The following is a 23,547-nucleotide window of genomic DNA, read 5'->3' on the forward strand; positions in this document are numbered from 1 at the left end:
AGCTATAATCATTTCTGGTTCAGTGTCCTGCCAGCACCGGCACAGAAGAAGGAATAAGCAGCCGCCATGCAATTGAGCCGGTTCCAGCGCCCGCTATTCTACGTCCCGGCCGCAGTGCTCCTGTTGCTGGCCGTCACCGCCAGCGTGTTGTTCAACCCGGATGTTCAGCAGCGCCTGTTGCTGGAACAGGCCGGTCCGCTGGTCGATGAACTGGAGATCGGGCACGTACAACTGACCCCCTGGTCACTGTCCTTCGACCACCTCGTCGTGGCATACCGTGGCGCCCGCGTCCGGATCGCGCAGGGCGAACTCCGGTTCTGCCTCACGTCCCTGCTTCGGCTGGAGCTCGATGTCAGCAAACTGCTGCTGCGCGACGTACACGCGGATCTGCAGGAATTCTCGCCTCCGGACACTGCACCGGAGACAGCGCCCGGTATCTTCCCGGGCGCGCTGGCCGTGCTTGCACACGGGGTGAGCTACAGACTGCTGCGGGCGGACAGCAACATCGAGATCGTGCTGCCTGCCAACCGCACTGTCAGTGCCAGCATCACCGGCAGCGGCATCCGCCCCGGGGCCACCGGCGGGCTCTACCTGCAGGCCAGCCTGCGCACCGGCACCGGCGCCGACCATATCGACATCGACAGCCGTATCTACCTCGCCCAGCTCCACCGCGGCAGATTCAGGGATCTGACCAGCTTCCATACCCTGACGGCCGCGCTGTCGGCCCTGCCGGCGCCGGAACGTGCCGACATCGAGCTTGACGTGAAACCGGCGCAGTCCACGGCTGCCACCGAGCAGCACCCGGCGGAAGCCGTCACACTCGTCCTGCGTCAGGACGACAACGCGGGTGAACCGCGCGCCCGGCTCGCGCTGCAGGGTGATTACGATGGCAATACCGGCCTGTTTGCCGGCCGCTATCGCGTCGCCGCGAATGAACGCCTGGTCCAGCCCTATACCGGCGCCACGGCGGTACCACCGGCAGAGCAGACGCTGACCGGCAGCCTGGACTTCAATCTCGCCGCCGTGACCGGTGAATTGACCATCACCAGCGACCTGCTGGTCAGCGAACTGCGCGAGACCGCGAACAACGCCCGTCTGCCCGAACGACTGCGCCTGGAGAACAACCTGCGCGTGTCCCTGCTGCCTGACCGGCAGCTGCTGGTGGAAACCCTCGATAGCGGCCTGACGGACGAAGACAGCACACGCCCGCTCGCCGCCCGGCTGCCGGCCAACCTGCAGGTGCCGCTGAATGACATCGACGCCTTCCTGCACCGCGAACAGACCCTGCTGGAATTCGAACTGCCGGTCGTGCCGCTGCCCTGGTTCGACGTGCTGCTGCCGGAGCAGGAGATCGCGGCCGGCACACTGACCGGCGCCTTCGCCATCACCACCGACGCCGACGCGACACTGCATCTCAAGCCGCTCAAGCCGGTGCGTGTCCAGGGGCTGGAGATCCGGCAGGCCGACGGCAGGACGCTGCGCGACATCAACCTGTCGGTGCTGGCTGGCGCCAGCTACAACAAGGATATCCTGCAGGTCACGCTCGACAAGCTCGAGCTGAACACGGGCAGGGACAATCTGGCACGCGGCAACGCCGCCCTGAGACTGCCCTTGTCCGGAACCGCAGCCGGATCGATCCAGGCACGTTTGCAAACCGATCTTGCCATGCATCACCTCGCCGCGCTGCTGACCGGCAAACGCATCCGCAACCAGAGCCTGCCGCAACAGCTGGCCGTGAACGCGCAGACCCGCCTGCTGCGCCAGCACGGTACCATGCGAGTCGAACAACTGGATGCCGGCATCACGAGCGGCAAGGACAGGAAAATCGCCAGTCTGCAGCTCAAGCAGGCACTGCTGCTGACGGACACGAACGGGGGGCTGCAGCTGGGCAACGACAGCGGCACGCTGGCGACCCTGGCGTTGAGCGACATTCCGCTGAGCTGGTTCTCGTCGTTCGTGCCCGACACGACGCTGCGCGGCAGACTGTACCGCGCGAATTTCACGCTGGCGGCGGATACACCGGGCGTGGTGAGTCTGAAACCGGACGGCGCGTTTCGCCTTGCCGGTGTCACCGTGACCGGACGCGCTGGCGCACTGTTGGATGCCGTGAGCGTCAGCGTGCTGCCGAGTATGCAGCGCACGGCGGATGGCACCACCCTCGATTACCGTAATTTGCGTGTGACCGGCGGCGACGAGATCCTGATCAGTGGCGATGGTTCGCTCACGCTGCCGGCGCAGGACCGGCCCCTGCAGGCCGCGGGACACCTGGAGGTCAACCTGGAAGCACTGTCACGGCAGCCGTTGCTGGCCGGCCGGCTGCAGGCGGCTCTGAGCGCACCGGCGCGGCTCCAGGCGGATTACCGCCTCGCGCAGGACAGCAACCGGATCGATATCAGCCGGCTGTCAGCCGCGTTGCTCTATACCGACGCGCAACCGCGCATCGCCCTGCAGGCGGACGCCGGGATCAGGATTCCAACCGTGCTCAATACCCGGCGCTCAGCGCTCGGCGGGAGCCGCGGCAAGATCGCCTTCACCGTCAGCAACCTGACTCCAGAACCGTTTGCCGACATCCTCGCCGCCAACGGCATCAGCATCACCAGTGCGGACGGACGCGTCGTGCTGGACACCGACGGCCGCGCCGTCTCGGTCAGCACACCGCAGACGCTGCAGATCAGGGGGCTGACGCTGACTTCTGCGGGCAAGACACGGGTGCGTCCGTTCACGTTCTCCGCCACGACGGCAGCGGTACTGCGCGGTGACGAGCTGCGCGCTAGCCTGAATGACCTTGCCATCCGCTTCGACAATGACCCCACCACAGCGGCATTGCAGGGCGAGGCGGAACTTACATTGCGCGGTGGAGACATGGGCACGCGCGCCGAAACCGTCCGCGCCGAGCTCGCGCTGCAGTTACCCGGCCTGCTGGACCAGCCCGCACTGCTGCCGGGGCACACGCTCGAGACGGGTGTACTGGACGCCAAGCTGCAACTGGACGGCGCGGGCCGGCTGTCCGCAACTGCGCGCGTACACGACCTCACGGGCGGACGCGAATTGCCGTTGCAGACCATACGCTGGCAGATCGACGGCCAGCTCGATCCGGACGGCGGTTTTTCCATCACGGCGCCGGTGACGACGGCAGGCAGATCCGGCAGCAGCACGCTCGGCATCACCGCGGTGCACAGGGCGCAACCCGGCGACAACCACGATGTCGCCATCAGCATCGACAGCCCCGTGTTCTATCTGAACGATATCCTGAACACGCTCCAGCTCATCGCCGGGCACCATCCCGACCAGACGGCGGATTCGGCGCCTGCGGCGGGCGACACGGCGCTCACGCCGACCGCTGGCGCGAACGTCACGGCACCGGACCGGCATGCAATCTGGGACCTGACCGACTATGACCTGCAGGTTGCCATGCGCATGGACCGGCTGTTCTACACCGATTACCTGGAATTCACCGGGATTCGCGGCCAGCTGGAATCGCTGCCCCACCGGCTCGACCTGAGCGACTTCGAGGCGCATTTCCACGACAGCCCCATCGACGCCCACGGCACGCTGCACTTCAACGCCGGCGAGCTGCCCTACGATCTGAATCTCAGTGCCAGCGTTGATCAGTTCGACCTTGCGCGCTTCTTTCGCGAACTGACGCCGGGGGCCACACCCCAGGCCGAAGGCCTGTTCGATGTGCGCATCGACGCCTACGGCCAGTCGCCCAACATGACGCAATACCGCAACAATCTGCTCTTCGATGCCCGCCTGCAGAGCAGCAATGGTGTGTTCCGCCTGCTCGACCCCGACAGCCCGCTGGTGGGCGGCAGCACCGGGCTGGCCGGCGGTTTCGGCGAGATCGTCTCCTATGTACCAACCGGGCTGTTCGGTATTGGCGCCGTGTCGCGGCTGGTCAACTACATCAAGGAGGTCGACTATGACAAGGTGGTCGTGGAACTCGCGCGCGATACCTCGCGCGACGTGAAGATCCGCCAGTATGTCGTGCAGAATCCCGAGGTACTGATGACCGCCAGCGGCGGGATCAGCTATCAGCCCGGCACGGACGTGTTGCAAAGCCCGCTGTCACTGGACGCCCAGCTCAGTCTGCGGGAAAAAGGCGCCGCCATCTTCTACGAACTCGGCCTGCTGTCTTCGGAACACGACGCGTGGGGGTACTGGTTGGGCCCGCAGATCCAGTTCCGCGGCACGCCGGCGAATCCCGAGTCGAATCTCGATGACATCATCTCGGATGCCGGCAAGGGCGCCGTGCTCGGCGGTATCATTCGTCCGATCTCGGGCCTGATCGGCAACATCCGGCATCGCTGGCTGGAGGAAAAGCCACCCCGGCTGGAATACCCGACGGATACGTCCCCGTAACCCGCGCCGCCGGAGCGAGCGGCCCGCGACAAGGCCGGCGCAGCATGCGGGCTGGCGCGACCCGGCGCACCGTGCCCGGCGCCGATGCTGCTCATGCTGCCGGGGTGCCGCTGGTATAGTTGATCTCGATTTCCAGCCACAACCCCCTGTCGTCGCACAAGGGTCGCAACTCATCCAGGTGTTCCCGCCGAAACTCCGCGACCCTGTCACCCAATTGCTCGACGAGGCCGCGGAAACCGGCATTCCACACCACGTCCCACCAGCCATCGAGGCCGATATGATAGCCGATGGAACGCCGTTCTATACGCATGGCATCAAGCCCGGCCTGTGCGAAGATCTCCTGCAATTGCACCGCCTCGGACATTCTCTGCCAGGCTATGGTCTCCGGCACCTCCAGGCCGTAGGCACGCAAGCGGTTCAGGCAGCGCGCCGCCATCGGCTGGAATGAGTCGCCACGGAACCCGCTGACCAGCACCCTGCCGCCGGGTTTCACGGTTGCGGCTATGGTTTTCAGCGCGGCACCCATGTCATCCGCGAAAAACAGGCCGAACGCACAGGTGGCATGATCGAAGCTGTGCCTTGCGAATGGCAACTGCATCATGTCATGGGAATGAAAGCTGATGTTGCGCAACCCCTGCGCCGCTGCCGACCGGGTTGCCTCCTCGAGCATGCCGGACGAGAAATCGACTGCCACCACCCTGCCCTGCGGCAGTCTTCTTGCCAGTGGCAAGGCGGTCGCACCGGTACCCGCGGCGACGTCCAGTACGGACTCATTGCCCCGCAGCGTAAGCAATGCGGCCATCAGCTCCCCGCTCATATGAAAAAAGCGGCTGGCCCCGCGCCCATAGTCCCGGGCCACGGTATCGAAGGTTTTCCTTATCTGCTGTTTGCGCTGCGTCTCGTCCAGCATAGCGTCATGGAATCAGCACACACCGCGCCCGCTGCAAACCGCATGCACGCTGCCGGATCCGCCGGCAAGCGCCAGCGAAACCGATAGACGAACTGCGCATCGGCCGCCCCGCACCGTCGTGATGCAGCGTCATTTCAGCAGCGACTCGAACGAGATGCCTTCCTGCTCCAGTATCTTCTTCAGCTTCTTCAGCGCGTCCATCTGGATCTGGCGCACACGTTCGCGGGTGACGCCGATCTCGGCGCCGACCTCTTCCAGCGTGGAGACGGAGTAGCCGTGCAGTCCGAACCGGCGCTCCACCACCTCGCGCTGCTTGTCGGTGAGCTGTGCCAGGCATTCCTCCAGGTTCACATGGATGTCCTCGTCGGCGATCGAGTCCGAGGGATCCGGCGCCTGGTCGTCGGCGATGGTGTCGAGCAGGGTGCGCGACGGGTCGTTCAGGATGCTGGTGTCGGTCGAGGTGACACGCTCATTGAGTCCGAGCATGTTCTCGACATCCGCGATCGGCTTGTGCAGCAGGCTGGCGATCTCCTCCGCGCTCGGTTCGTGGTCGAGTTTCTGCGCCAGCGAGCGGGCGGCGCGCAGGTAGGTGTTGATTTCCTTGATCACGTGGATCGGGAGGCGGATGGTGCGCGTCTGGTTCATGATCGCGCGCTCGATGGTCTGGCGTATCCACCAGGTCGCGTAGGTGGAAAAGCGGAAACCGCGCTCGGGATCGAACTTCTCCACCGCCCGGATCAGGCCGAGGTTGCCCTCCTCGATCAGGTCCAGAAAGGCAAGTCCACGGTTGGTATAGCGGCGCGCGATCTTCACCACCAGACGCAGGTTGCTCTCGATCATGCGCTTGCGGGCGGCCTCGTCGCCGCGCTGGGCGAGACGCGCGAAGTGGACTTCCTCTTCCGCCGTGAGCAGCGGCGAGGCGCCGATCTCGTTCAGGTAGAGCCGGGTGGGATCGTGGCTGTCGCTGGCATGGCGTCTGACCGGAAGGCGTTCCTGGACTTCGTCCGGCTCCGCATCGACGTCGGCCGCTTCGTCCTGCGCGCCCGAACCGCCCTCCGCGTCGAGGTCGGCGGGCTCGTCATCGTGCGATTCGTCAATGCCCTTGTGTCTGGCCATGGGCTGTACCGTCTTGTTATTGGCTCCCTGTAGACCTGCGGCAGACGCAGACCCGGGTGATCGGCCAGGATTATTGTCTGGGCAGAAACTGCAGGGGATCGACCGGCTTGCCGTCCCGGCGTATCTCGAAATAGAGCGCAGTGTGGTCGGTACCGCTGCTGCCCATGTTTGCGATCAACTGCCCCGCTCTGACCTGATCACCTTCGGCAACGACCAGCTTGCTGTTATGGCCGTAGGCACTCAGCAGGCTGTCATTGTGTTTGATGATGATAAGCCTGCCATATCCGACAAGTCCACTCCCGACATAGACCACCTTGCCGCCGGCGGCCGCGGTGACCGGCTGGCCATGATAGCCGCCGATGTCTATACCCTTTTTTCCATTGGTATTTTCCTGATACCCGCGCAACAGCTTGCCGCGCGTGGGCCACTGCCATTTGCCATCGTAGAGACGATCCCCCGCCATACGGGCGCTAGCCGGTGTCGGTGCAGGCACCGGTGTCGCTGCCGGCGCGGACGGCCCCGGCGCCGGGACCGGTTGAGGTCGCGGCGGCGGGCGCGCGGGTGCCGCGCGCGCCACCGGCGCAGTGTCTGAGCCGGATTCCGCCCGCACCCGCAGGCGCTGACCGGGATAGATGGTATAGGGTGAACGCAGGCGGTTGAGTCGCGCCAACTCTTTCATCTTCAGGCCATGCTGCCAGGCAATCGAATACAGCGTGTCGCCGCGCCTGACCACGTAGTCCGTTGCCGACGCATTGCGCTGCACAGCGGCGGCGCCCTGCGGCTGCACGATCCGGGCCTGCGGTGCCGGTGCCGTGCCGCGCGCGGACACCGGCGCCTTGGCGACGGTGCCACACCCGGACAGCAGAACCACGGCGCAACAGCAGGCCAGGATGTCATTCCGCAACAGCATCACGTTCTGAAGTAGAAATACGCCACGACCGCGAGCGCGACCATCAGCCAGCCCAGCCACTCGATCCAGTGGCGCAGCTTCGCCTCCATGCGCGGACCGCCCCACGCCATCATGCTCGAGACCAGGAAGAAGCGTCCGCCGCGCCCCACCAGCGAACCGAGCGCGAACAGCGGGAGGTTCATGGCCAGCGTACCGGCGGCAATGGTGAACACCTTGTACGGAATGGGCGAGAATCCCGCCACCAGGATCGCCCAGAAACCCCAGTGGTCGAACCAGGTGCGGGCATGCAGATACTTGTCCCAGTAGGCGGACGACTGCAGCCAGGGCTGGAGCAGCTCGAAGAAGTAGTACCCGATCAGGTAACCGAACAGTCCGCCGACCACGGAAGCCAGCGTGGTCAGCATGGCGTAGCGGAGGGCATGCTGCGGCCGTGCCATGCTCATCGGCGCCAGCATCACATCCGGCGGGATGGGGAAGAAGGAAGACTCGGCAAAGCTCAGGCCGGACAGGTACCAGGCGGCATGACGGTGACGCGCCCACTGCATCGTCTTGTCATAGAGCCAGGTGAAAATACGCATCAGGCCTGTCCGCTCAGCAATGGCACAAAGGTTACCGGATCGAGGTCCTCGCGTTCAAATGCGTCGCCGTGGCGCGTCACCAGGGTCAGGGTCTGGCGGTTGCGGCCACCGACCGGTATCACCAGGCGCCCGCCTTCTGGCGCGAGCTGTTCCAGCAGCGCATCGGGTATGCTGTTCGCGGCGGCCGTGGTGATGATGGCGTCGAATGGGGCGAACTCCGGCAGGCCGGCGGTACCGTCCGAATAGCTGGCGCGGATGTTGCGCAGGCCCAGCTTGCGAAAGCGCTGGCGCGCCTGGCGCGCCAACGGCTCGATGCGCTCCACGGTATAGACCTTGGGTACGAGCGCGGCCAGCACGGCGGCCTGGTAGCCGGAACCGGTGCCGATCTCCAGCACGGTCTGGGGCTGGTTGCGAATCACGAGATCCGTCATGGCGGCGACCACGTAGGGCTGCGAGATGGTCTGGTTATAGCCGATCGGGAGCGCGGTATCCTCGTAGGCGCGACTCGCCAGCGCCTCGTCGACGAACAGGTGGCGCGGCGTGGCACGGATCACCTCCAGCACCCGTTCGTTGCGGATGCCCTCGGCGCGCAGCCGCTCGACCAGCCGGTCGCGCGTGCGCTGCGAGGTCATGCCGATGCCGCGCTCCTGGGTGATCATCGCCGCGTCACCCCGCCAGCCAGCTGGCCAGCCGGTCCATGGCCTCGTAGCGCGTCAGGTCCACATCCAGCGGCGTGATGGAGACATAGCCGGAACGCACCGCGTGGAAATCCGTCCCCGGTCCCGCGTCCTGCTCGCTGCCGGCCGGCCCGACCCAGTATACCGTGCGCCCGCGCGGGTCCTTCATCCGCACCACCGGTTCGGACTTGTGGCGATGTCCGAGCCGCGTCGCCTGCATACCCCGCAGCTGCGCCCAGGGCAGGTCCGGCACATTGACATTGAGTATGGTGTCGGCGGGCAGCGTACCGGCGCGCACACGCTGCACGAGTTCGAGCGCCACGCGCGCAGCGGTGTCGTAGTGCACGGGCCGGTCGCCGGCCAGCGAGACCGCAAGCGCCGGCGCACCGAGGAAACGACCCTCCATGGCCGCGGCCACGGTACCCGAATACAGCACATCGTCGCCGAGATTGGCCCCGGCATTGATGCCGGCCACCACCATGTCCGGCTCTTGCTCGAGCAGGCCGGTGATCGCGAGATGCACGCAATCCGTGGGCGTGCCATCGACACAGGTATAGCCGTTGTCGGCGCTGCGGGCACGGATCGGGCTGTCCAGGGTCAGCGAGTTGCTGGCACCGCTGCGGTCGCGTTCCGGCGCCACGACATGCACCGTGGCCACCGCCGCGAGCGCATCCGCGAGGGTGCGGATGCCACGGGACTGATACCCGTCGTCATTGCTGATCAGAATGTTCATGTCGCTGAGCACCTCTGGCAGACCGGGGTTGCTGGCAGCGCCCGGGATTGCGGCAGCAGACCCGCCGGCGCGGCGATCGCTGCGGCCCCGTCCGCCTTAGCTGCCATGGGCGCTCCCGTCCCGACCACTGCTTGTTATTTAATGGCCGGTAGTATAAGGATTCCGGCACCGGCTGGACACTGGCAAGCTGCCGCTTGCGCGCTGTCCGTGTTGCGGTTACGGTTGCCCCTCCCCACCCTGGAATCCAGCCGGCATGGCACGCAGCAAGAAACCCAGCGCCGACGATGTCGCCCTGTTCCGCAACGAGGCGGGCGCGGTGCGGCCGCTGACACACGACCGGATCGAGCCACCGCAGCGGCTGCCGCCGGCCCGGCCGCGCCGGCAGGCGGCGCACTGGCATGCCGCGCGCACCGATGCGTTCTCGGATGCCTATGATCCCGGCACCGTCACCCCGGAGGATACGCTGTTTTTCGCCCGTCCCGGCGTGCAGCAGCGCCAGCTGCAGCGCCTGCGGCGCGGCCAGATCGAGGCCCGCGCCGAGCTGGACCTGCACGGCATGACCAGCGCGGTCGCCCGCCAGGCGCTGGTGGACTTCATCGCGCTGTGCGGCGAACGCCATATCCGCTGTGTGCGCATCATTCACGGCAAGGGTGCTGGCAGCGGCATGGCACCGGTATTGAAAAACCGCCTCAACAGCTGGTTACGTCAGCATCACGACGTGCTTGCATTCAGCTCGGCCCAGGCCCGCCACGGCGGCACCGGCGCCCTGTATGTGCTGCTGCGCAGCGCGCGGCACGAATAGCAAATACCCCGGCTCGCGCCAAGACGCCAAGCAGAGCGCATCGCCACAGAGCACACAGAAAGCTATCTGCTGGCTACATCAGTGGTTGTGGTGAGCGCGCACACCGCAGCGGTGTACGCTGCTGCAGTCCCTGCGGGACCACTTACCGCACATATTCTAGTCTGCAGGAAATCACGACTGCCGGCCGCCACCACTGTTAGACCTGACTCGGAAAAGACGGGAATTCTGTAGGCGCCGCGCCCGCTGCGGCGACTCTTTTCCAGGCCGCCTAGCGCAAACCTATTGTTCCAGCACCAGCTCGCGCAGCACACTGGTGGCATAGCTGCCGGCCGGCAGGGAGAATTCCAGTATCAGGGTCGTGTCGTCCGGCCAGTGCCAGGACAGGCCGGCCGCGATCAGGCACAGTGCACGCCGCTCCTGCTGCAGACCGGCTGCGGCCAGTCCCTGCACGATCGCAGCGTGCGCTGCCAGCTCGTCCTGCTCCAGTGCAAGGCAGGCGCCGCGCACCGGGCTGTCGCCCGCACCGGCAAGCGGCCCGGTGGGCTGGATGTCCCGGGCAGCGATACGCGCCAGCAGCGCGTCGTCGATCGCGTCCGCCACGAAATAGCTGCGGGTGCCTGCCAGCTGCATGGCATCACCGGGCAGCGCGTGATCCCAGCAGCCTGCGGCTACCCGGCGCGACAGCACGCGGTTGAACAACAGCGCCCGCGCCGCCGACAGCGCCAGTCCGCGGCGATTGCGCGACAGGCGCAGGCGCGGATTGTCGAACAACCGCAGGGCGGTATCGAGGTTGGCACCGGCCGCACCGAAGCGCTGGCCGCCAAAATAGTTGGGCACGCCAGCGGCGTCGATGCGGCGCAGACGCTGCTCGAGCCCGGCGCGGTCACCCGCGATGGCGCGGACGGTAAGCACGAAGGCATTGCCGCGCAAGGCGCCACGCTGCAGCTTGCGGGTGTGGCGCGCATGGCGCAGCACCGTGATCGTGTCCGAATCCAGCGCCTGCCACTGCGGCTCCGCACGTCCCGGCAACTGCACCGAGAACCACTGCTCGGTCACGGCGTGGCGGTCCTTCAGGCCGGCATAGCCGACGCCGCGCGGGTGCACGCCGGCGAATCTTGACAGTAACGTGGCGACATGCTCGGTGTTGTTATCGCGCTTGCGGATATTCAGCCAGACATGTTCGCCACTGCCGGAGGGTTCGACCGCTGGCAGTTCCACGACCCGGAAATCCTCCGGCTGCTGCCGCAGCACGCCGCGTGCCGGCGGCACGCCGTGGGCATGGGCGAGCCCGTGCACGGCAAGTTCCAGCCAGTCAGTCGTCATGCGGCAGCGAGACGGGGAAGGAAAGCGCTCCCCACAGTGACGGCTGACAGAGCAACATGCTGTGCCCTGTGTCCCCTGCATCGCGCTACCCGCTGCATCCTCGTTGCGAGACGCGAGCAAGTGTACTCATGAGCAAACATGGCGACAGGACACAGCACAAGCTGTAAGAGCGGACCGTGCCCGCGCATGAGTGACCCCGGCCGTTCACGCATGTAACGCGCTCCTACAGATGCTTCAAAAACCTGGATTCGCCTTAATCACTCTGTGGCGAACCTATATTGAATTTCCCGGCGCCTTTGCTGCTGCGTGCGTGCCCTATCCACCATCGCGCTCAGTCTTCCACCAGCACCACGGCGAAGGCGGCAATACCCTCGCCGCGCCCGGTGAAGCCGAGATATTCGGTCGTGGTCGCCTTGATGTTGACCCGGTCGGCACTGATACTCAGATCCGCCGCGATCACCTCGCGCATGGTCGCGATATACGGGCCGAGTTTTGGCTCCTGCGCCACCACGGTGATGTCCGCATTGACCAGTCTGCACCCCTCCTCGCCGACCATGTCCATGGTCCTGCGCAGCAGCACGCGGCTGTCGATGTCACGATAGGCCGGATCTCCGGGCGGGAAATGCCGGCCGATGTCGCCAAGACCGGCCGCGCCGAGCAAGGCGTCGCACAACGCGTGCAGCACGACGTCGCCGTCCGAATGGGCCTCCAGACTGCGCGGGTACGGCACGATCACGCCGCCCAGCACCAGGGTGCCGCCGGCCTTGAAGGCATGGGCGTCGATGCCCTGACCGATCCTCATGCCACCCCCTCCCGGCAAGCTGTCCGGGTAATGTGAGCCCAGACGAGAACGCGGCACGCTGCCGTGGCCTGCGCGAGCGCCGGCGGCGCCGGATACGCACTGCGCGCGGCGATGCAGCGCGCGAAGTGCCGGACATGGTGCGCTCGCGGCTGGTTCAGCATGACACGGACGGGCTCCTGTGGTGCAGATAAAACGCCGCCAGCGCGAGATCCGCCGGCAGGGTGATCTTGATGTTGTCGCGACTGCCCTGCACCATGCGCGGCGCATATCCGGCGCGTTCCATGGCGGATGCCTCGTCGGTAACGGCCACGCCCGCATCGATGGCGGCGGCCAGCGCGGCGTCGAGCAGGTCGATACGGAACAGCTGCGGCGTCAAGGCGTGCCACAGGCCTGCGCGCTCGACCGTGCGGGCAACACGCTGATCCGCATCCACGCGCTTCATGGTATCGGCGACCGGCATGCCGAGCAGGCCGCCGTTGACGTCCGCGCCGACGGCCGCGATCAGCCGGCTGACGTCATCCGGACGCAGACAGGGACGCGCGGCATCGTGTACCAGCACCTGGTCACGCGGCTGCGCGAGTCCGGCCAGGTGGCGCAGGCCGTTGCGAACGGAGTGGCAACGTTGCGCACCGCCGGTCACGCTCACCAGCGGGCGGCCGGCATAGCGGCTGCTGATGTCGCCCCAGTGCGCGTCACCCTCGGCCACGACCAGCACGATACCCGCGAGCGGCGCGCAGGCCAGCAGGGCATCGAGCGTATGTTCGAGCACGGTGCGGCCGCCCAGTTGCAGGTACTGCTTGGGTAATGCCGCACCCATGCGCGTACCGCTTCCCGCGGCCGGCACCACCGCCCAGTAACGTGCATCAGCAGGTACTGCCGTCATGGCTCATGCGAGTTGCCGGTCGACGGCAAAATGGGGACAGACCACGTTTTATGCCTGCTCGCTTCGTTCAGGGGTAATAAAACGTGGTCTGTCCCCATTGTCATTCCACGACCTGGTAGAAGGTCTCGCCCTGCTTGATCATGCCGAGGTCCTCGCGCGCACGCTCCTCGATGGCGTCGAGTCCCTGCTGCAGATCCAGCACCTCGGCATCGAGCGCGTCGTTGCGCTCGCGCAAGCGCAGGTTTTCCTCGCGCTGCGACTCCACCTCACGGTGCAGCGACCAGACCTCCTGCAGGCTGCCGTCACCGAACCAGAGGCGGTACTGGAGGTAGACCAGCAGCAGCAACAGCACGATGACCACCTTCTTCATCGCCTGGTACCCGGACCTCCGCGCCGCAGGCCGACACGCACTCAGCCGGCCAGATGACGGAACGCGGCGCGCCCGGCATAGCTCGCCAGGCTGCCGAGTTCCTGCTCGATGCGCATCAGCTGATTGTACTTGGCCACGCGATCGGAACGCGACATGGAGCCGGTCTTGATCTGTGTTGCCGTGGTACCGACGGCGACATCGGCGATGGTGACGTCCTCGGTTTCGCCGGAACGGTGCGAGACCACCGCGCTGTAACCGGCATCATAGGCCATGCGTATCGCTTCCAGCGTCTCGGTGAGCGTACCGATCTGGTTGAGCTTGATCAGGATGGAATTGCCGATACCCCGGTCGATGCCTTCGCGGAAGATCTTGGTGTTGGTCACGAACAGGTCGTCACCCACCAGCTGGACCTTGTCGCCGAGTTGCTCGGTGAGGTACTTCCAGCCGTCCCAGTCGCTTTCGTCGAGGCCGTCCTCGATGGTGATGATGGGATACTGCCTGACCCAGCCGGCCAGATAGTCGGTGAACTGCGCGGAGCTGAACTCGCGCCCTTCCGAGGCCAGCACGTACTTGCCGTCACGGTAGAATTCGGAACTGGCCGCGTCCAGGCCGAGGAAGATATCCTTGCCGGCGCTGAATCCCGCCTTGCCGATCGCCTCGAGGATCACCTCGATCGCGGCCTCGTTGGAGGCCAGGTCCGGCGCGAAGCCGCCCTCGTCGCCGACCGCGGTGTTGAGTCCGCGACCGTGCAGCACGCTCTTGAGGGCATGGAACACCTCCGCACCGTAGCGCACCGCTTCATGCAGGCTGCCTGCGCCCACCGGCAGAATCATGAACTCCTGCAGATCGACGCTGTTGTCGGCATGCACGCCGCCGTTGATGATGTTCATCATGGGTACCGGCAGCTGCAGCGGACCATCCCCGCCCAGCAACTGATAGAGCCCGATCTTCTGCTCGCTGGCCGTGGCCTGTGCCGTGGCCAGCGAGACTGCCAGCAGCGCGTTGGCGCCGAGCCGGCCCTTGTTGTCGGTGCCGTCGAGGTCGATCAGTGCCCGGTCGAGCTCGGCCTGGGCGCTGGCTTCCATCCCGGTGACGGCATCGCGAATCACGGTGTTGATGTTTCCCACGGCCTTGCTGACACCCTTGCCCCCGTAGCGTGACTTGTCGCCGTCGCGCAGCTCCACGGCCTCGCGCGAGCCGGTCGAGGCACCGGACGGCACTGCGGCGCGTCCCACGACGCCCGAGGCCAGGGTGATTTCCGCCTCGACCGTGGGATTGCCTCGCGAATCAATGATTTCGCGCCCGAAGACGCCTGAAATTTCCGACATTTTAACCCCACATATCAGTTGGTTATTTGATCTTAAAAGAATCCGTATCAGCTATTGCAGCAGCGCCGTCTCCGGCAGCGGCCCCGCCTTGACGGCGGTATCCAGCGCCTGCAGCGTGGCGAGCAGTTCGCGCATCTGCCCGAGCGGCCAGGCATTCGGCCCGTCGCTGAGGGCCAGCGCAGGATCGGGGTGGGTTTCCATGAACAGCCCCGAGATGCCTGCGGCAACGGCGGCACGCGCCAGCACCGGGACGAACTCGCGCTGGCCGCCGGAGCGGTCGCCCTGACCGCCGGGCAACTGCACCGAATGCGTGGCGTCGAACACGACCGGCAGACCGGTATTGCGCATCACCGCCAGTGCGCGCATGTCCGAGACCAGGTTGTTGTAGCCGAACGATACCCCACGCTCGCAGATCATGATCTGGGTGTTGCCGGTCGCCAGCGCCTTGTCCGCCACGTTCTTCATGTCCCAGGGCGAGAGGAACTGCCCCTTCTTGATGTTCACCGGCCTGCCCTGGCGTGCCACGTTCTGGATGAAGTTGGTCTGCCGGCAGAGGAAGGCCGGGGTCTGCAGCACGTCCACCACGGCGGCAACCTCCGCCAGCGGCGTGTCCTCGTGCACGTCGGTCAGCACCGGCACACCGATCTGCGCCTTCACCTGTTCCAGGATGCGCAGGCCGTCCTCCAGACCCGGACCGCGGAAGCTCGTGTGCGAGGACCGGTTCGCCTTGTCGAAGGACGACTTGTAGATGAACGGCATGCCCAGATCGGCGGTGAGCTCACTGAGCGCACCGGCCGTGTCGATGGCCAGCTGCTCGCTCTCGATGACGCAGGGACCGGCGATCAGGAACAGCGGATGTTCCAGACCGGCATCGAAATGACACAGTTTCATGCGCTGACCGTCGGTGCGTCGCAGGCCATTCAGGCGTCGGCCTCGGCCACCGCCGGCGCCGCGGCGGCCGTGAGCGTACCGGCCTGGTAGGCCAGCGCGGCCTGCACGAACCCGGTGAACAGGGGATGCCCGTCGCGCGGGGTGGAAGTGAATTCGGGGTGGAACTGGCAGGCGAAGAACCAGGGGTGGGACGCGATCTCGATCACCTCGACGAGCTGGCCGTCCAGCGAGGTGCCGGACAGCACCAGGTCATGCGACGCCAGGACCTCGCGGTAATGGTTGTTGAATTCGTAGCGGTGGCGATGCCGCTCGGTGATGATATCCCTGCCGTACAAGCGGTGCGCGAGCGTGTCGGGAACGAGCCGGCATTTCTGCCCGCCCAGGCGCATGGTGCCGCCGAGGTCGGAATCCTCGCTGCGGGTCTCGCGGCTGCCGTCCTCGCGGCTCCACTCGGTGATCAACGCGATCACGGGATGCGCTGCGGCCTTGCGGAATTCGGTGGAATGCGCGCCGTCCAGCCCCGCCACGTGACGCGCGAACTCGATGACCGCGACCTGCATGCCGAGGCAGATGCCGAGATACGGAATGTTTTGCTCGCGGGCGTAACGCACCGCCTCGATCTTGCCCTCGACGCCGCGTTCGCCGAATCCGCCCGGCACCAGGATGGCCGCGGCCCCGGCCAGTATGCCGGTGCCGTTCAGCTCGATGCTCTCGGAATCCACATAGCGTATCTTGACCTTGCTGCGCGTGTGGATGCCGGCGTGCACCAGCGCCTCGGACAGCGACTTGTACGATTCGGTCAGGTCGACGTACTTGCCGACCATGGCGATGGTGACCTCCTGGTCCACCTGCTCGATGCCGCGCACCACCTGCTGCCACTCCGCCAGGTCCGCGGGCGCGCACTCGATGCGCATCTTCTCGACGACGATGTCGTCGAGCTGCTGGTCATGCAGCAGCAGCGGGATCTTGTAGATACTGTCGACATCGACCGCGGAGATCACCGCGCGCTCCTCGACGTTGGTGAACAGCGCCACCTTGCGGCGTTCGGACGGCGGCAGCGGCCGGTCGGAACGACACAGCAGGATGTCCGGCTGGATGCCGATGGAGCGCAGTTCCTTCACCGAGTGCTGGGTCGGCTTGGTCTTGATCTCGCCGGATGCGGCGATGTAGGGCACCAGGGTCAGGTGCATGAACAGCGCGCGCTCGTGCCCGAGTTCGACGCCCATCTGGCGGATCGCCTCGAGGAACGGCAGCGACTCGATGTCGCCGACGGTACCGCCGATCTCGACCATCGCGATGTCCGCGTCGTCGGCGCCCTTGCGGATGCTGTGCTTGATCTCGTCGGTGATGTGCGGGATCACCTGCACGGTGGCCCCGAGGTAGTCGCCGCGGCGCTCCTTGCGGATCACGCTCTCGTAGATCTGGCCGGTGGTGAAATTGTTGTCCTTCGTCATGGTGGTGCGGACGAAGCGTTCGTAGTGCCCGAGGTCGAGGTCGGTCTCGGCGCCGTCGTTGGTGACGAAGACCTCGCCGTGCTGGAACGGGCTCATGGTGCCGGGATCGACGTTGATGTAGGGATCGAGCTTGAGCAGCGTGACCTTGAGTCCGCGGGTCTCCAGCAATGTACCCAGCGAGGCCGATGCGATGCCCTTGCCCAAAGAGGACACCACACCACCGGTGATGAAGATGAATCGGGTCATTGAATTCCTGGAGTCGGGGTGCGACACGGGTGCCGCAGGACGGGCGTCAACGTTACCAGATCGTGCCGGGCACCTCAATTACCCGCGGCGCCGGGCGCGCCTGCTGCCGGCGCCGCAGCGTCCCACGTGATCTCGAACGCGGACTCGCCGGGACCGGCCTGGAACGGCTCGCACACCCACAGCCCGGCTACCAGCGCGAGCCGCTCGCCGACGAAGATCAGGGGAATTCGTGTGCGTTCCCAGGGCGGTATGCCGTGTTCCTGGAACAGTTTCTTCAATGCGTGATGGCGGCCGCGTCCTGCCGGCGCGCAGCATTCGCCGCCGTGCCGCCAGCGCACCAGGACGCCGCCGTCCGGGACGGCGGCGCGGCGGATCCCGCGCCCCGTGGTCGGCCGTGCGTGCAGCACGCCGCCGGCACCGGGCAGGACCAGCGGCGCATCCAGCGTCCAGGACAGCGCCTCCGCCGGTGCCGGCTCGGGGCGCGCCTGCAGCAGGTACAGGGTGTCACGATACCGGCGCAATTCGTACCCGCCCCAGCTTACGCAGGGCTGCGCATCCCCGCGACTGCGCGGGATATCGTCGAGCATGTGCGCAAGCACGGCAGCCGAAGGCGTCGTGCCCGTCGCCCGTCGCAGCCAGTAACGCAGGAGCGCGCGTGCGCGCGCCGGCGGCAGGCCGGCCAGGACCGGCAGCCGCAGCTGCCCCGCTGCCGCGCCGGCCGCGGCCTGCAGATCGGTCATGGCCATTGCATCCAGCAGCGCGGCCGCCTCGGCCTGATGTGCGGCGCTGCGCGCCAGGTTCGCCGCCACCGCCGGCCAGCGCGCCGCGAGCAGCGGCATGACGTGATGACGCAGGTAGTTGCGATCGAAGCCGGTATCGAAATTGCTGGGGTCGTCGATCCAGCGCAGGCGCCGGCTTTCGGCATAGGCGCGCAGCGCGGCGCGCGACACGTCCAGCAGCGGCCGCAGGCGCGTGCCCGCGCCGAGGCCGCTCCGAACCGGCATGGCGGACAGCCCGTGCACCCCGGCGCCGCGCAGCAGCTGCAGCAGCAGGGTCTCGGCCTGGTCGTCGCGATGCTGGGCGGTGAGCAGGCAGTGGCCGGCGGGCAACCAGCCGGCCAGCGCTGCATAGCGCGCGGTCCTGGCCGCGGCCTCCGGGGAATCGCCGCGGCCGGCACGTGCGTCCACATCCAGCTCGGCATAGTCGAGCCCGAGCCCGGTACAGACGGCACGGCAATGCGCGCCCCAGCGCGCCGCCTCCGGGTGCAGTCCGTGGTTCACGTGCACGGCGCCGAGCGGCAGCGCCAGCTGCGCCTGCAGTGCCGCCAGCGCGTGCAGCAGGGCGTGGGAATCCATGCCGCCACTGAAGGCCACCTGGTAGCCGGCCGGCCGCGGGAACGCCTGCAACCGGGCATGGAGGAACTGCGGGGTGAAGCTCACGTCGGCCCTAGGCACGGCTGCGCGACAGCGCACAAACCTGCGGCACGCGTGCGAACGTCAGCGCTCGCTGAACTGTCCGTACGCCATCAGGCGCTTGTAGCGCTGCTCGATGAGCTTGTCCAGCGACTTGCCGCTCAGCTTGCCGAGCGCTTCCTGCAGCACCTGGCGCAGGTTCTCGGCCGCTCCGTCCACGTCGCGGTGCGCACCGCCGAGCGGCTCCTTGATCACCTTGTCGACCAGGCCCAGCTCGCTGAGCCGCGCCGAGGTGATACCGAGCGCCTCGGCGGCATCGGACGCCTTCTCCGCGCTCTTCCACAGGATCGAGGCACAGCCCTCGGGCGAGATCACGGAATAGGTGCTGTATTGCAGCATCAGGGTCACGTCGCCGACGCCGATCGCCAGCGCGCCGCCCGAACCGCCCTCGCCGATCACCGTACAGACGATCGGGGTGCGCAGGCGCGACATCACCAGCAGGTTGCGGGCGATGGCCTCGCTCTGGCCGCGCTCCTCGGCGCCGATGCCGGGATACGCGCCCGGTGTGTCGATGAAGGTCAGCACCGGCAGGCCGAAGCGTTCCGCCAGCTGCATCAGCCGCAGGGCCTTGCGATAGCCCTCGGGCCGCGGCATGCCGAAATTGCGCTGCAGCTTCTCCTTGGTATCGCGTCCCTTTTGCTGCCCGATGACCATGACCGGCGTGCCCTCGAAGCGGGCGAGTCCGCCGACAATGGCATTGTCGTCGGCATAGTGCCGGTCGCCGTGCAGCTCCTCGAAATCGGTGAACAGCCGCACGATGTAATCCATGGTGTAGGGGCGCTGCGGGTGGCGCGCGAGCTGCGAGATCTGCCAGGGCGTCAGGCTGTTGAAGATCGACTCGGTCAGTTCGCGGCTCTTGGCCTTGAGCTTCTCCACTTCCTCGCTGATATTGATGTCGGTGTCGCCACTGACATAGTGCAGCTCGTCGATTTTCGCCTCCAGCTCGGCGATCGGCTGCTCGAATTCGAGAAAATTGAGGTTCATCAGCGGGTCCGGTGCGGTTTCGCGGGAGCGCCTAAGGTAACGTTTCCGCCCCGGCGAGACAAGAACCCGCCCGGACATCCACGCGGGCGCGACCGTGGCGCCGCTCGATCCAGCCGCCTGCACGGACCGCTCTGACGCGCGCGGGAGCGGGGGGCGGGTTCAGATCAGGCATACTCCACCTGCACGCGGTCGCGGCCGGCCAGCTCGCGCAGGCGGTGCAGCAACTCGTCGGTGGGATGCACGGTCCAATCCTCGCCGAGTGCCAGCCGCGCGCGCGCAGCGCCGCCGGTATAGTCGATGCATACCCGGCAGTGTCCCTGGCGAAACGGCTGCAGGATGTCGGCGAGGACATCGGCGAAGCCGTTACCGGCCTGCGCGGACTCGACCCCCACCACCAGCCGGCGGGCGAACAGTTCGCGCGCCTGGTTGATGTCGTAGATGCTCTGCGCGGTGACCTGGTGACCGCCGGTGTAGTCATCCAGGCCGAAGCCGCCCTGGATCACCAGCACCTTGTCCTTGCCGAGCACGGCCTGGTATTTCTCGTACACCTCCGGAAACACGCGCACCTCGACGCGCGCGCTGTTGTCGTCCAGGGACAGGAAGGCGATCTTGCCGCCGCGCTGGGTCTTGCGGATACGCATGTTCATCACCAGCCCGGCAACGGTGACCGCGCGTTCACCGCTCCCCGGCCGGCCGGGCCGGGCTGCCTGCGCGGGCATGGCGGCACACACCTGCTCGAGCTCGGCCAGCCGGCCGCTGACGATATGCGCCAGTTCCGGCAGATAGCGCGTGATCGGGTGACCGGTCAGATAGAGTCCGAGCGCATCCATCTCGCCCTGCAGGCGCTGTTCCTCCTCCCACTCCGGCAGGACGACGCGCGCGGGCGGCGGCGCCGGGACCGCGGCCGCCGTTTCCCCGAACAGGTCGTTCTGGCCGGTGTCCAGGTCGCGGCTGCGCTGCTCCGCCAGCTTCAGGGCCTGGGTCAGATTCGCCGTCTGCGAGGCGCGCGTCTCGCCCATCGAGTCGAGCGCGCCGGCACGAATCAGCGCATCCAGCACGCGCCGGTTCAGTTTGGCTCGATCCACGCGCTGGCAGAAATCGAACAGGTCGGTAAAGGTGCCGCCCTGTCCGCGCTCGGCCAGCATGCCCTCGATCGCGGCCTGACCGACGCCCTTGATGGCGCCCAGACCGTAGATGATGGTATCCCCCGACTGCACGGTGAAACGGTAGTCCGAACGGTTGACGTCCGGCGGCACGACCCTGAGTTTCATGTCGCGGCATTCGGCGATCAGATGCACCACCTTGTCGGTGTTGTCCATGTCCGCCGACAGCACGGCTGCCATGAACGCGGCCGGATAGTGCGCCTTCAGCCAGGCGGTCTGATAGGACAGCAGTGCATAGGCGGCGGAATGGCTCTTGTTGAAGCCGTAGCCGGCAAACTTCTCCATCAGGTCGAAGATGTAGGTGGCCACGTCCGCAGCGACGCCGCGCTGCTCGGCGCCCGCCAGGAAGATGGAGCGCTGCTTGGCCATCTCCTCTGGTTTCTTCTTGCCCATAGCGCGCCGCAGCATGTCCGCGCCGCCCAGGGTGTAGCCGGCCAACACCTGCGCGATCTGCATCACCTGTTCCTGATACAGGATGATGCCGTAGGTCGGCTTGAGAATCGGTTCGAGGTCCGGGTGCGGGTATTTGATCTCCGCGCCGTGTTTGCGCGCGATGAAATCGTCGACCATGCCGGACTGCAGCGGACCCGGCCGGAACAGCGCGACCAACGCGACGATGTCCTCGAAGGTGTCCGGCTGCAGGCGCCGGATCAGATCCTTCATACCCGTCGATTCGAGCTGGAATACGGCGGTCGTCGCAGACGCCTTGAGCAGGCTGAAGGCGGCCGCATCGGTCAGTTCCAGCTTGCCGATGTCGACCGGCGCTTCGCCGGCCGTGGCGCGGCGGGCGTTGATGGTCTTCAACGCCCAGTCGATGATGGTCAGGGTGCGCAGGCCGAGGAAGTCGAACTTGACCAGGCCGACCGCCTCGACGTCATCCTTGTCGAACTGGCTGACCACCCCCTCGCTGCCCTGTTCGCAGTACAGCGGTGTGAAATCGGTCAGCTGCGACGGTGCGATCACCACACCGCCGGCATGCTTGCCGGCATTGCGCGCCAGCCCCTCCAGCGCACGTGCGAGATCGATCAGCGCCTGCACCTCCTCGTCGCCGTCGTACAGCTCGGCCAGCTGCGGCTCCTGCTCGAGCGCCTTGTCCAGCGTCATGCCGATCTCGAACGGGATCAACTTGGCGATGCGGTCGGTGAATCCGTACGGATGCCCCAGCACCCGGCCGACATCGCGCACCACCGCTTTCGCGGCCATCGAGCCGTAGGTGATGATCTGCGACACCTTCTCGCGCCCATAGCGCTCGGCGACGTACTCGATGACGCGGTCGCGCCCCTCCATGCAGAAGTCCACGTCGAAGTCCGGCATGGACACGCGTTCCGGATTCAGGAAGCGTTCGAACAGCAGGTCGTAGCGCAGCGGATCGAGGTCGGTGATGGTCAGCGCGTAGGCGACCAAGGAACCGGCACCGGAACCACGCCCCGGCCCGACCGGAATGTCATTGACCTTGGCCCACTTGATGAAATCGGCAACGATGAGAAAGTAGCCGGGGAACCCCATCTTCAGGATCACGTCGATCTCGACCGCGAGCCGCTCGCGATAGCGCGCGCGGATTGCGTCGATGTCGGGTGGCGCGGGATCGTACAGCTGCGCGAAGCGCTGCTCCAGCCCCTCCTCTGCCTGGGCACGGAAATACGCCTCGATACCGGTCCCCGCCGGCAGCGGGAAATCCGGGAGGTAGTTGCGGCCCAGTTCCAGCTCCAGGTTGCAGCGGCACGCGATCTCGACGCTGTTTTCCAGCGCCTCCGGTATATCCGCGAACAGCGCCTGCATCTCCTGCGGCGTGCGCAGGTACTGCTGCTCGGTGAACTGGCGCGTACGGCGCGGATCGTCGAGCGTGCGGCCCTCGTTGATGCAGACCCGCGCCTCGTGCGCGATGAAGTCTGCCGGCGCGAGGAAATGGACGTCGTTGGTAGCCACCACGGGCACGTCGTGGCGCGCGGCCAGCGCGACCGCCCGGTGCAGGTAATCCTCCTCCCCGGGCCGGCCGGCGCGTGTCAGCTCGAGGTAGAAACTGTCCGGGAACAGACGCTGCCACGTTGCCAGCGCCTGCCCGGCCAGGTCCTCCCGGTTGGCCAGCAGGGCCCGGCCGATATTGCCGGCCATGCCGCCGGACAGCGCAATCAGACCCTCCGCGCCGCCCTCGAACCAGTCCGGCTCCAGTACCGGTATCCCGCGCTGCTGTCCCTGCGTATAGGCACGCGAGACCAGGCGGGTGAGATTCAGGTAGCCCGTGCGCGACCGGCACAGCAGGACCAGGCGGGCGGGCGGGTCGCCCGCGGCAGGGTCTGCCACCCACACATCCACGCCGATGATCGGTTTCACCCCCGCGGCCATCGCGGCACGGTAGAACTTCACCATGGAAAACATGTTGCACTGGTCGGTCACCGCCACGGCCGGCATGCCGGCTTCGGCGACCTGCCGGACCAGCGGCTTGATGCGCACGGTGCCGTTGACCAGCGAGTATTCGGTATGGACGTGCAGGTGAACGAAGGTGGCCGGCATGGCAAAAAGTGTCCGATTTTCACTGCCCGGTT

18 protein-coding genes are annotated in these 23,547 nt (G+C 66.6%); 2 read left to right on the forward strand and 16 right to left on the reverse strand.

The genetic code is table 11. The features are described 5' to 3' along the window. The first annotated feature begins 66 nt into the window (after positions 1 to 66). Positions 67 to 4,362, forward strand: a complete 4,296-nt coding sequence (locus R3F42_02565) for a hypothetical protein (GenBank protein MEZ5540906.1) — start codon at positions 67 to 69, stop codon at positions 4,360 to 4,362. Between the two features lie 91 nt (positions 4,363 to 4,453). Here R3F42_02565 and R3F42_02570 read toward each other — a convergent pair whose 3' ends face one another. From R3F42_02570 to surE, 6 genes are all read right to left on the reverse strand, one after another. Further along, entirely contained in the window at positions 4,454 to 5,272 is an 819-nt protein-coding gene (locus R3F42_02570) for a methyltransferase domain-containing protein (protein ID MEZ5540907.1), read from the reverse strand. Positions 5,273 to 5,401: 129 nt separating this feature from the next. Further along, positions 5,402 to 6,388, reverse strand: a complete 987-nt coding sequence (gene rpoS, locus R3F42_02575; GenBank protein MEZ5540908.1) for an RNA polymerase sigma factor RpoS — start codon at positions 6,386 to 6,388, stop codon at positions 5,402 to 5,404. 70 nt (positions 6,389 to 6,458) lie between these two features. Further along, positions 6,459 to 7,298 carry a peptidoglycan DD-metalloendopeptidase family protein gene (locus R3F42_02580; GenBank protein MEZ5540909.1) on the reverse strand — a complete coding sequence of 280 codons (840 nt, stop codon included), beginning with the start codon at positions 7,296 to 7,298 and terminating at the stop codon, positions 6,459 to 6,461. Beyond that, entirely contained in the window at positions 7,298 to 7,876 is a 579-nt protein-coding gene (locus R3F42_02585; GenBank protein MEZ5540910.1) for a YqaA family protein, read from the reverse strand. Before R3F42_02585 ends, R3F42_02580 begins: the two co-directional genes overlap by 1 nt. Then, the gene (locus R3F42_02590) at positions 7,876 to 8,535 is read right to left on the reverse strand and encodes a protein-L-isoaspartate(D-aspartate) O-methyltransferase (protein MEZ5540911.1); all 660 of its coding nucleotides are present in this window, start codon (positions 8,533 to 8,535) and stop codon (positions 7,876 to 7,878) included. The genes R3F42_02585 and R3F42_02590 overlap by 1 nt, the downstream gene beginning before the upstream one ends. A 7-nt stretch (positions 8,536 to 8,542) precedes the next feature. Further along, positions 8,543 to 9,286 (reverse strand): 5'/3'-nucleotidase SurE, encoded by a 744-nt coding sequence (surE, locus tag R3F42_02595; protein ID MEZ5540912.1) that lies wholly within the window; start codon positions 9,284 to 9,286, stop codon positions 8,543 to 8,545. Positions 9,287 to 9,539: 253 nt separating this feature from the next. On the opposite strand from surE, the gene R3F42_02600 reads away from it, so the two are divergent. Continuing rightward, positions 9,540 to 10,088, forward strand: coding sequence for a Smr/MutS family protein (locus tag R3F42_02600; GenBank protein ID MEZ5540913.1), 549 nt, complete (start codon positions 9,540 to 9,542; stop codon positions 10,086 to 10,088). 279 nt (positions 10,089 to 10,367) lie between these two features. Here the strand turns inward: R3F42_02600 and truD are convergent, their stop codons facing one another. From truD to dnaE, 10 genes are all read right to left on the reverse strand, one after another. After that, the gene (gene truD, locus R3F42_02605) at positions 10,368 to 11,411 is read right to left on the reverse strand and encodes a tRNA pseudouridine(13) synthase TruD (GenBank protein ID MEZ5540914.1); all 1,044 of its coding nucleotides are present in this window, start codon (positions 11,409 to 11,411) and stop codon (positions 10,368 to 10,370) included. Between the two features lie 331 nt (positions 11,412 to 11,742). Continuing rightward, on the reverse strand, positions 11,743 to 12,213 hold the full coding sequence (gene ispF / locus R3F42_02610; protein MEZ5540915.1) for a 2-C-methyl-D-erythritol 2,4-cyclodiphosphate synthase: 471 nt from the start codon (positions 12,211 to 12,213) through the stop codon (positions 11,743 to 11,745). Positions 12,214 to 12,367: 154 nt separating this feature from the next. Continuing rightward, the gene (ispD, locus tag R3F42_02615; GenBank protein MEZ5540916.1) at positions 12,368 to 13,096 is read right to left on the reverse strand and encodes a 2-C-methyl-D-erythritol 4-phosphate cytidylyltransferase; all 729 of its coding nucleotides are present in this window, start codon (positions 13,094 to 13,096) and stop codon (positions 12,368 to 12,370) included. 100 nt (positions 13,097 to 13,196) lie between these two features. Beyond that, complete coding sequence (gene ftsB, locus R3F42_02620; GenBank protein ID MEZ5540917.1) at positions 13,197 to 13,466, reverse strand: cell division protein FtsB; 270 nt, start codon at positions 13,464 to 13,466, stop codon at positions 13,197 to 13,199. Between the two features lie 41 nt (positions 13,467 to 13,507). Continuing rightward, positions 13,508 to 14,794, reverse strand: coding sequence for a phosphopyruvate hydratase (eno, locus tag R3F42_02625; protein ID MEZ5540918.1), 1,287 nt, complete (start codon positions 14,792 to 14,794; stop codon positions 13,508 to 13,510). Between the two features lie 51 nt (positions 14,795 to 14,845). Then, on the reverse strand, positions 14,846 to 15,685 hold the full coding sequence (gene kdsA, locus R3F42_02630) for a 3-deoxy-8-phosphooctulonate synthase (protein MEZ5540919.1): 840 nt from the start codon (positions 15,683 to 15,685) through the stop codon (positions 14,846 to 14,848). A 29-nt stretch (positions 15,686 to 15,714) separates the two neighbouring features. After that, positions 15,715 to 17,385: a CTP synthase gene (locus R3F42_02635; GenBank protein MEZ5540920.1), complete on the reverse strand. Its 1,671-nt coding sequence runs from the start codon at positions 17,383 to 17,385 to the stop codon at positions 15,715 to 15,717. A 74-nt stretch (positions 17,386 to 17,459) separates the two neighbouring features. Continuing rightward, positions 17,460 to 18,839: a tRNA lysidine(34) synthetase TilS gene (gene tilS / locus R3F42_02640; protein MEZ5540921.1), complete on the reverse strand. Its 1,380-nt coding sequence runs from the start codon at positions 18,837 to 18,839 to the stop codon at positions 17,460 to 17,462. Positions 18,840 to 18,881: 42 nt separating this feature from the next. Then, entirely contained in the window at positions 18,882 to 19,841 is a 960-nt protein-coding gene (locus tag R3F42_02645) for an acetyl-CoA carboxylase carboxyltransferase subunit alpha (protein MEZ5540922.1), read from the reverse strand. Between the two features lie 164 nt (positions 19,842 to 20,005). Beyond that, positions 20,006 to 23,515 carry a DNA polymerase III subunit alpha gene (dnaE, locus tag R3F42_02650; protein ID MEZ5540923.1) on the reverse strand — a complete coding sequence of 1,170 codons (3,510 nt, stop codon included), beginning with the start codon at positions 23,513 to 23,515 and terminating at the stop codon, positions 20,006 to 20,008. Between the last annotated feature and the right edge of the window lie 32 nt (positions 23,516 to 23,547).

Source organism: Pseudomonadota bacterium (assembly GCA_041395565.1).
Classification (GTDB): domain Bacteria; phylum Pseudomonadota; class Gammaproteobacteria; order UBA9214; family UBA9214; genus UBA9214.

Bases quoted from the DNA above. Each gene is read 5' to 3' on its own strand.
- R3F42_02565 (MEZ5540906.1), top strand. From the start codon at position 67: ATGCAATTGAGCCGGTTCCAGCGCCCGCTATTCTACGTCCCGGCCGCA.
- R3F42_02585 (MEZ5540910.1), bottom strand. From the start codon at position 7,876: ATGCGTATTTTCACCTGGCTCTATGACAAGACGATGCAGTGGGCGCGT.
- ispD (MEZ5540916.1), bottom strand. From the start codon at position 13,096: ATGACGGCAGTACCTGCTGATGCACGTTACTGGGCGGTGGTGCCGGCC.
- rpoS (MEZ5540908.1), bottom strand. From the start codon at position 6,388: ATGGCCAGACACAAGGGCATTGACGAATCGCACGATGACGAGCCCGCC.
- R3F42_02590 (MEZ5540911.1), bottom strand. From the start codon at position 8,535: ATGATCACCCAGGAGCGCGGCATCGGCATGACCTCGCAGCGCACGCGC.
- dnaE (MEZ5540923.1), bottom strand. From the start codon at position 23,515: ATGCCGGCCACCTTCGTTCACCTGCACGTCCATACCGAATACTCGCTG.
- R3F42_02570 (MEZ5540907.1), bottom strand. From the start codon at position 5,272: ATGCTGGACGAGACGCAGCGCAAACAGCAGATAAGGAAAACCTTCGAT.
- ispF (MEZ5540915.1), bottom strand. From the start codon at position 12,213: ATGAGGATCGGTCAGGGCATCGACGCCCATGCCTTCAAGGCCGGCGGC.
- R3F42_02645 (MEZ5540922.1), bottom strand. From the start codon at position 19,841: ATGAACCTCAATTTTCTCGAATTCGAGCAGCCGATCGCCGAGCTGGAG.
- R3F42_02580 (MEZ5540909.1), bottom strand. From the start codon at position 7,298: ATGCTGTTGCGGAATGACATCCTGGCCTGCTGTTGCGCCGTGGTTCTG.
- eno (MEZ5540918.1), bottom strand. From the start codon at position 14,794: ATGTCGGAAATTTCAGGCGTCTTCGGGCGCGAAATCATTGATTCGCGA.
- truD (MEZ5540914.1), bottom strand. From the start codon at position 11,411: ATGACGACTGACTGGCTGGAACTTGCCGTGCACGGGCTCGCCCATGCC.
- ftsB (MEZ5540917.1), bottom strand. From the start codon at position 13,466: ATGAAGAAGGTGGTCATCGTGCTGTTGCTGCTGCTGGTCTACCTCCAG.
- R3F42_02635 (MEZ5540920.1), bottom strand. From the start codon at position 17,385: ATGACCCGATTCATCTTCATCACCGGTGGTGTGGTGTCCTCTTTGGGC.
- kdsA (MEZ5540919.1), bottom strand. From the start codon at position 15,685: ATGAAACTGTGTCATTTCGATGCCGGTCTGGAACATCCGCTGTTCCTG.
- surE (MEZ5540912.1), bottom strand. From the start codon at position 9,286: ATGAACATTCTGATCAGCAATGACGACGGGTATCAGTCCCGTGGCATC.
- R3F42_02600 (MEZ5540913.1), top strand. From the start codon at position 9,540: ATGGCACGCAGCAAGAAACCCAGCGCCGACGATGTCGCCCTGTTCCGC.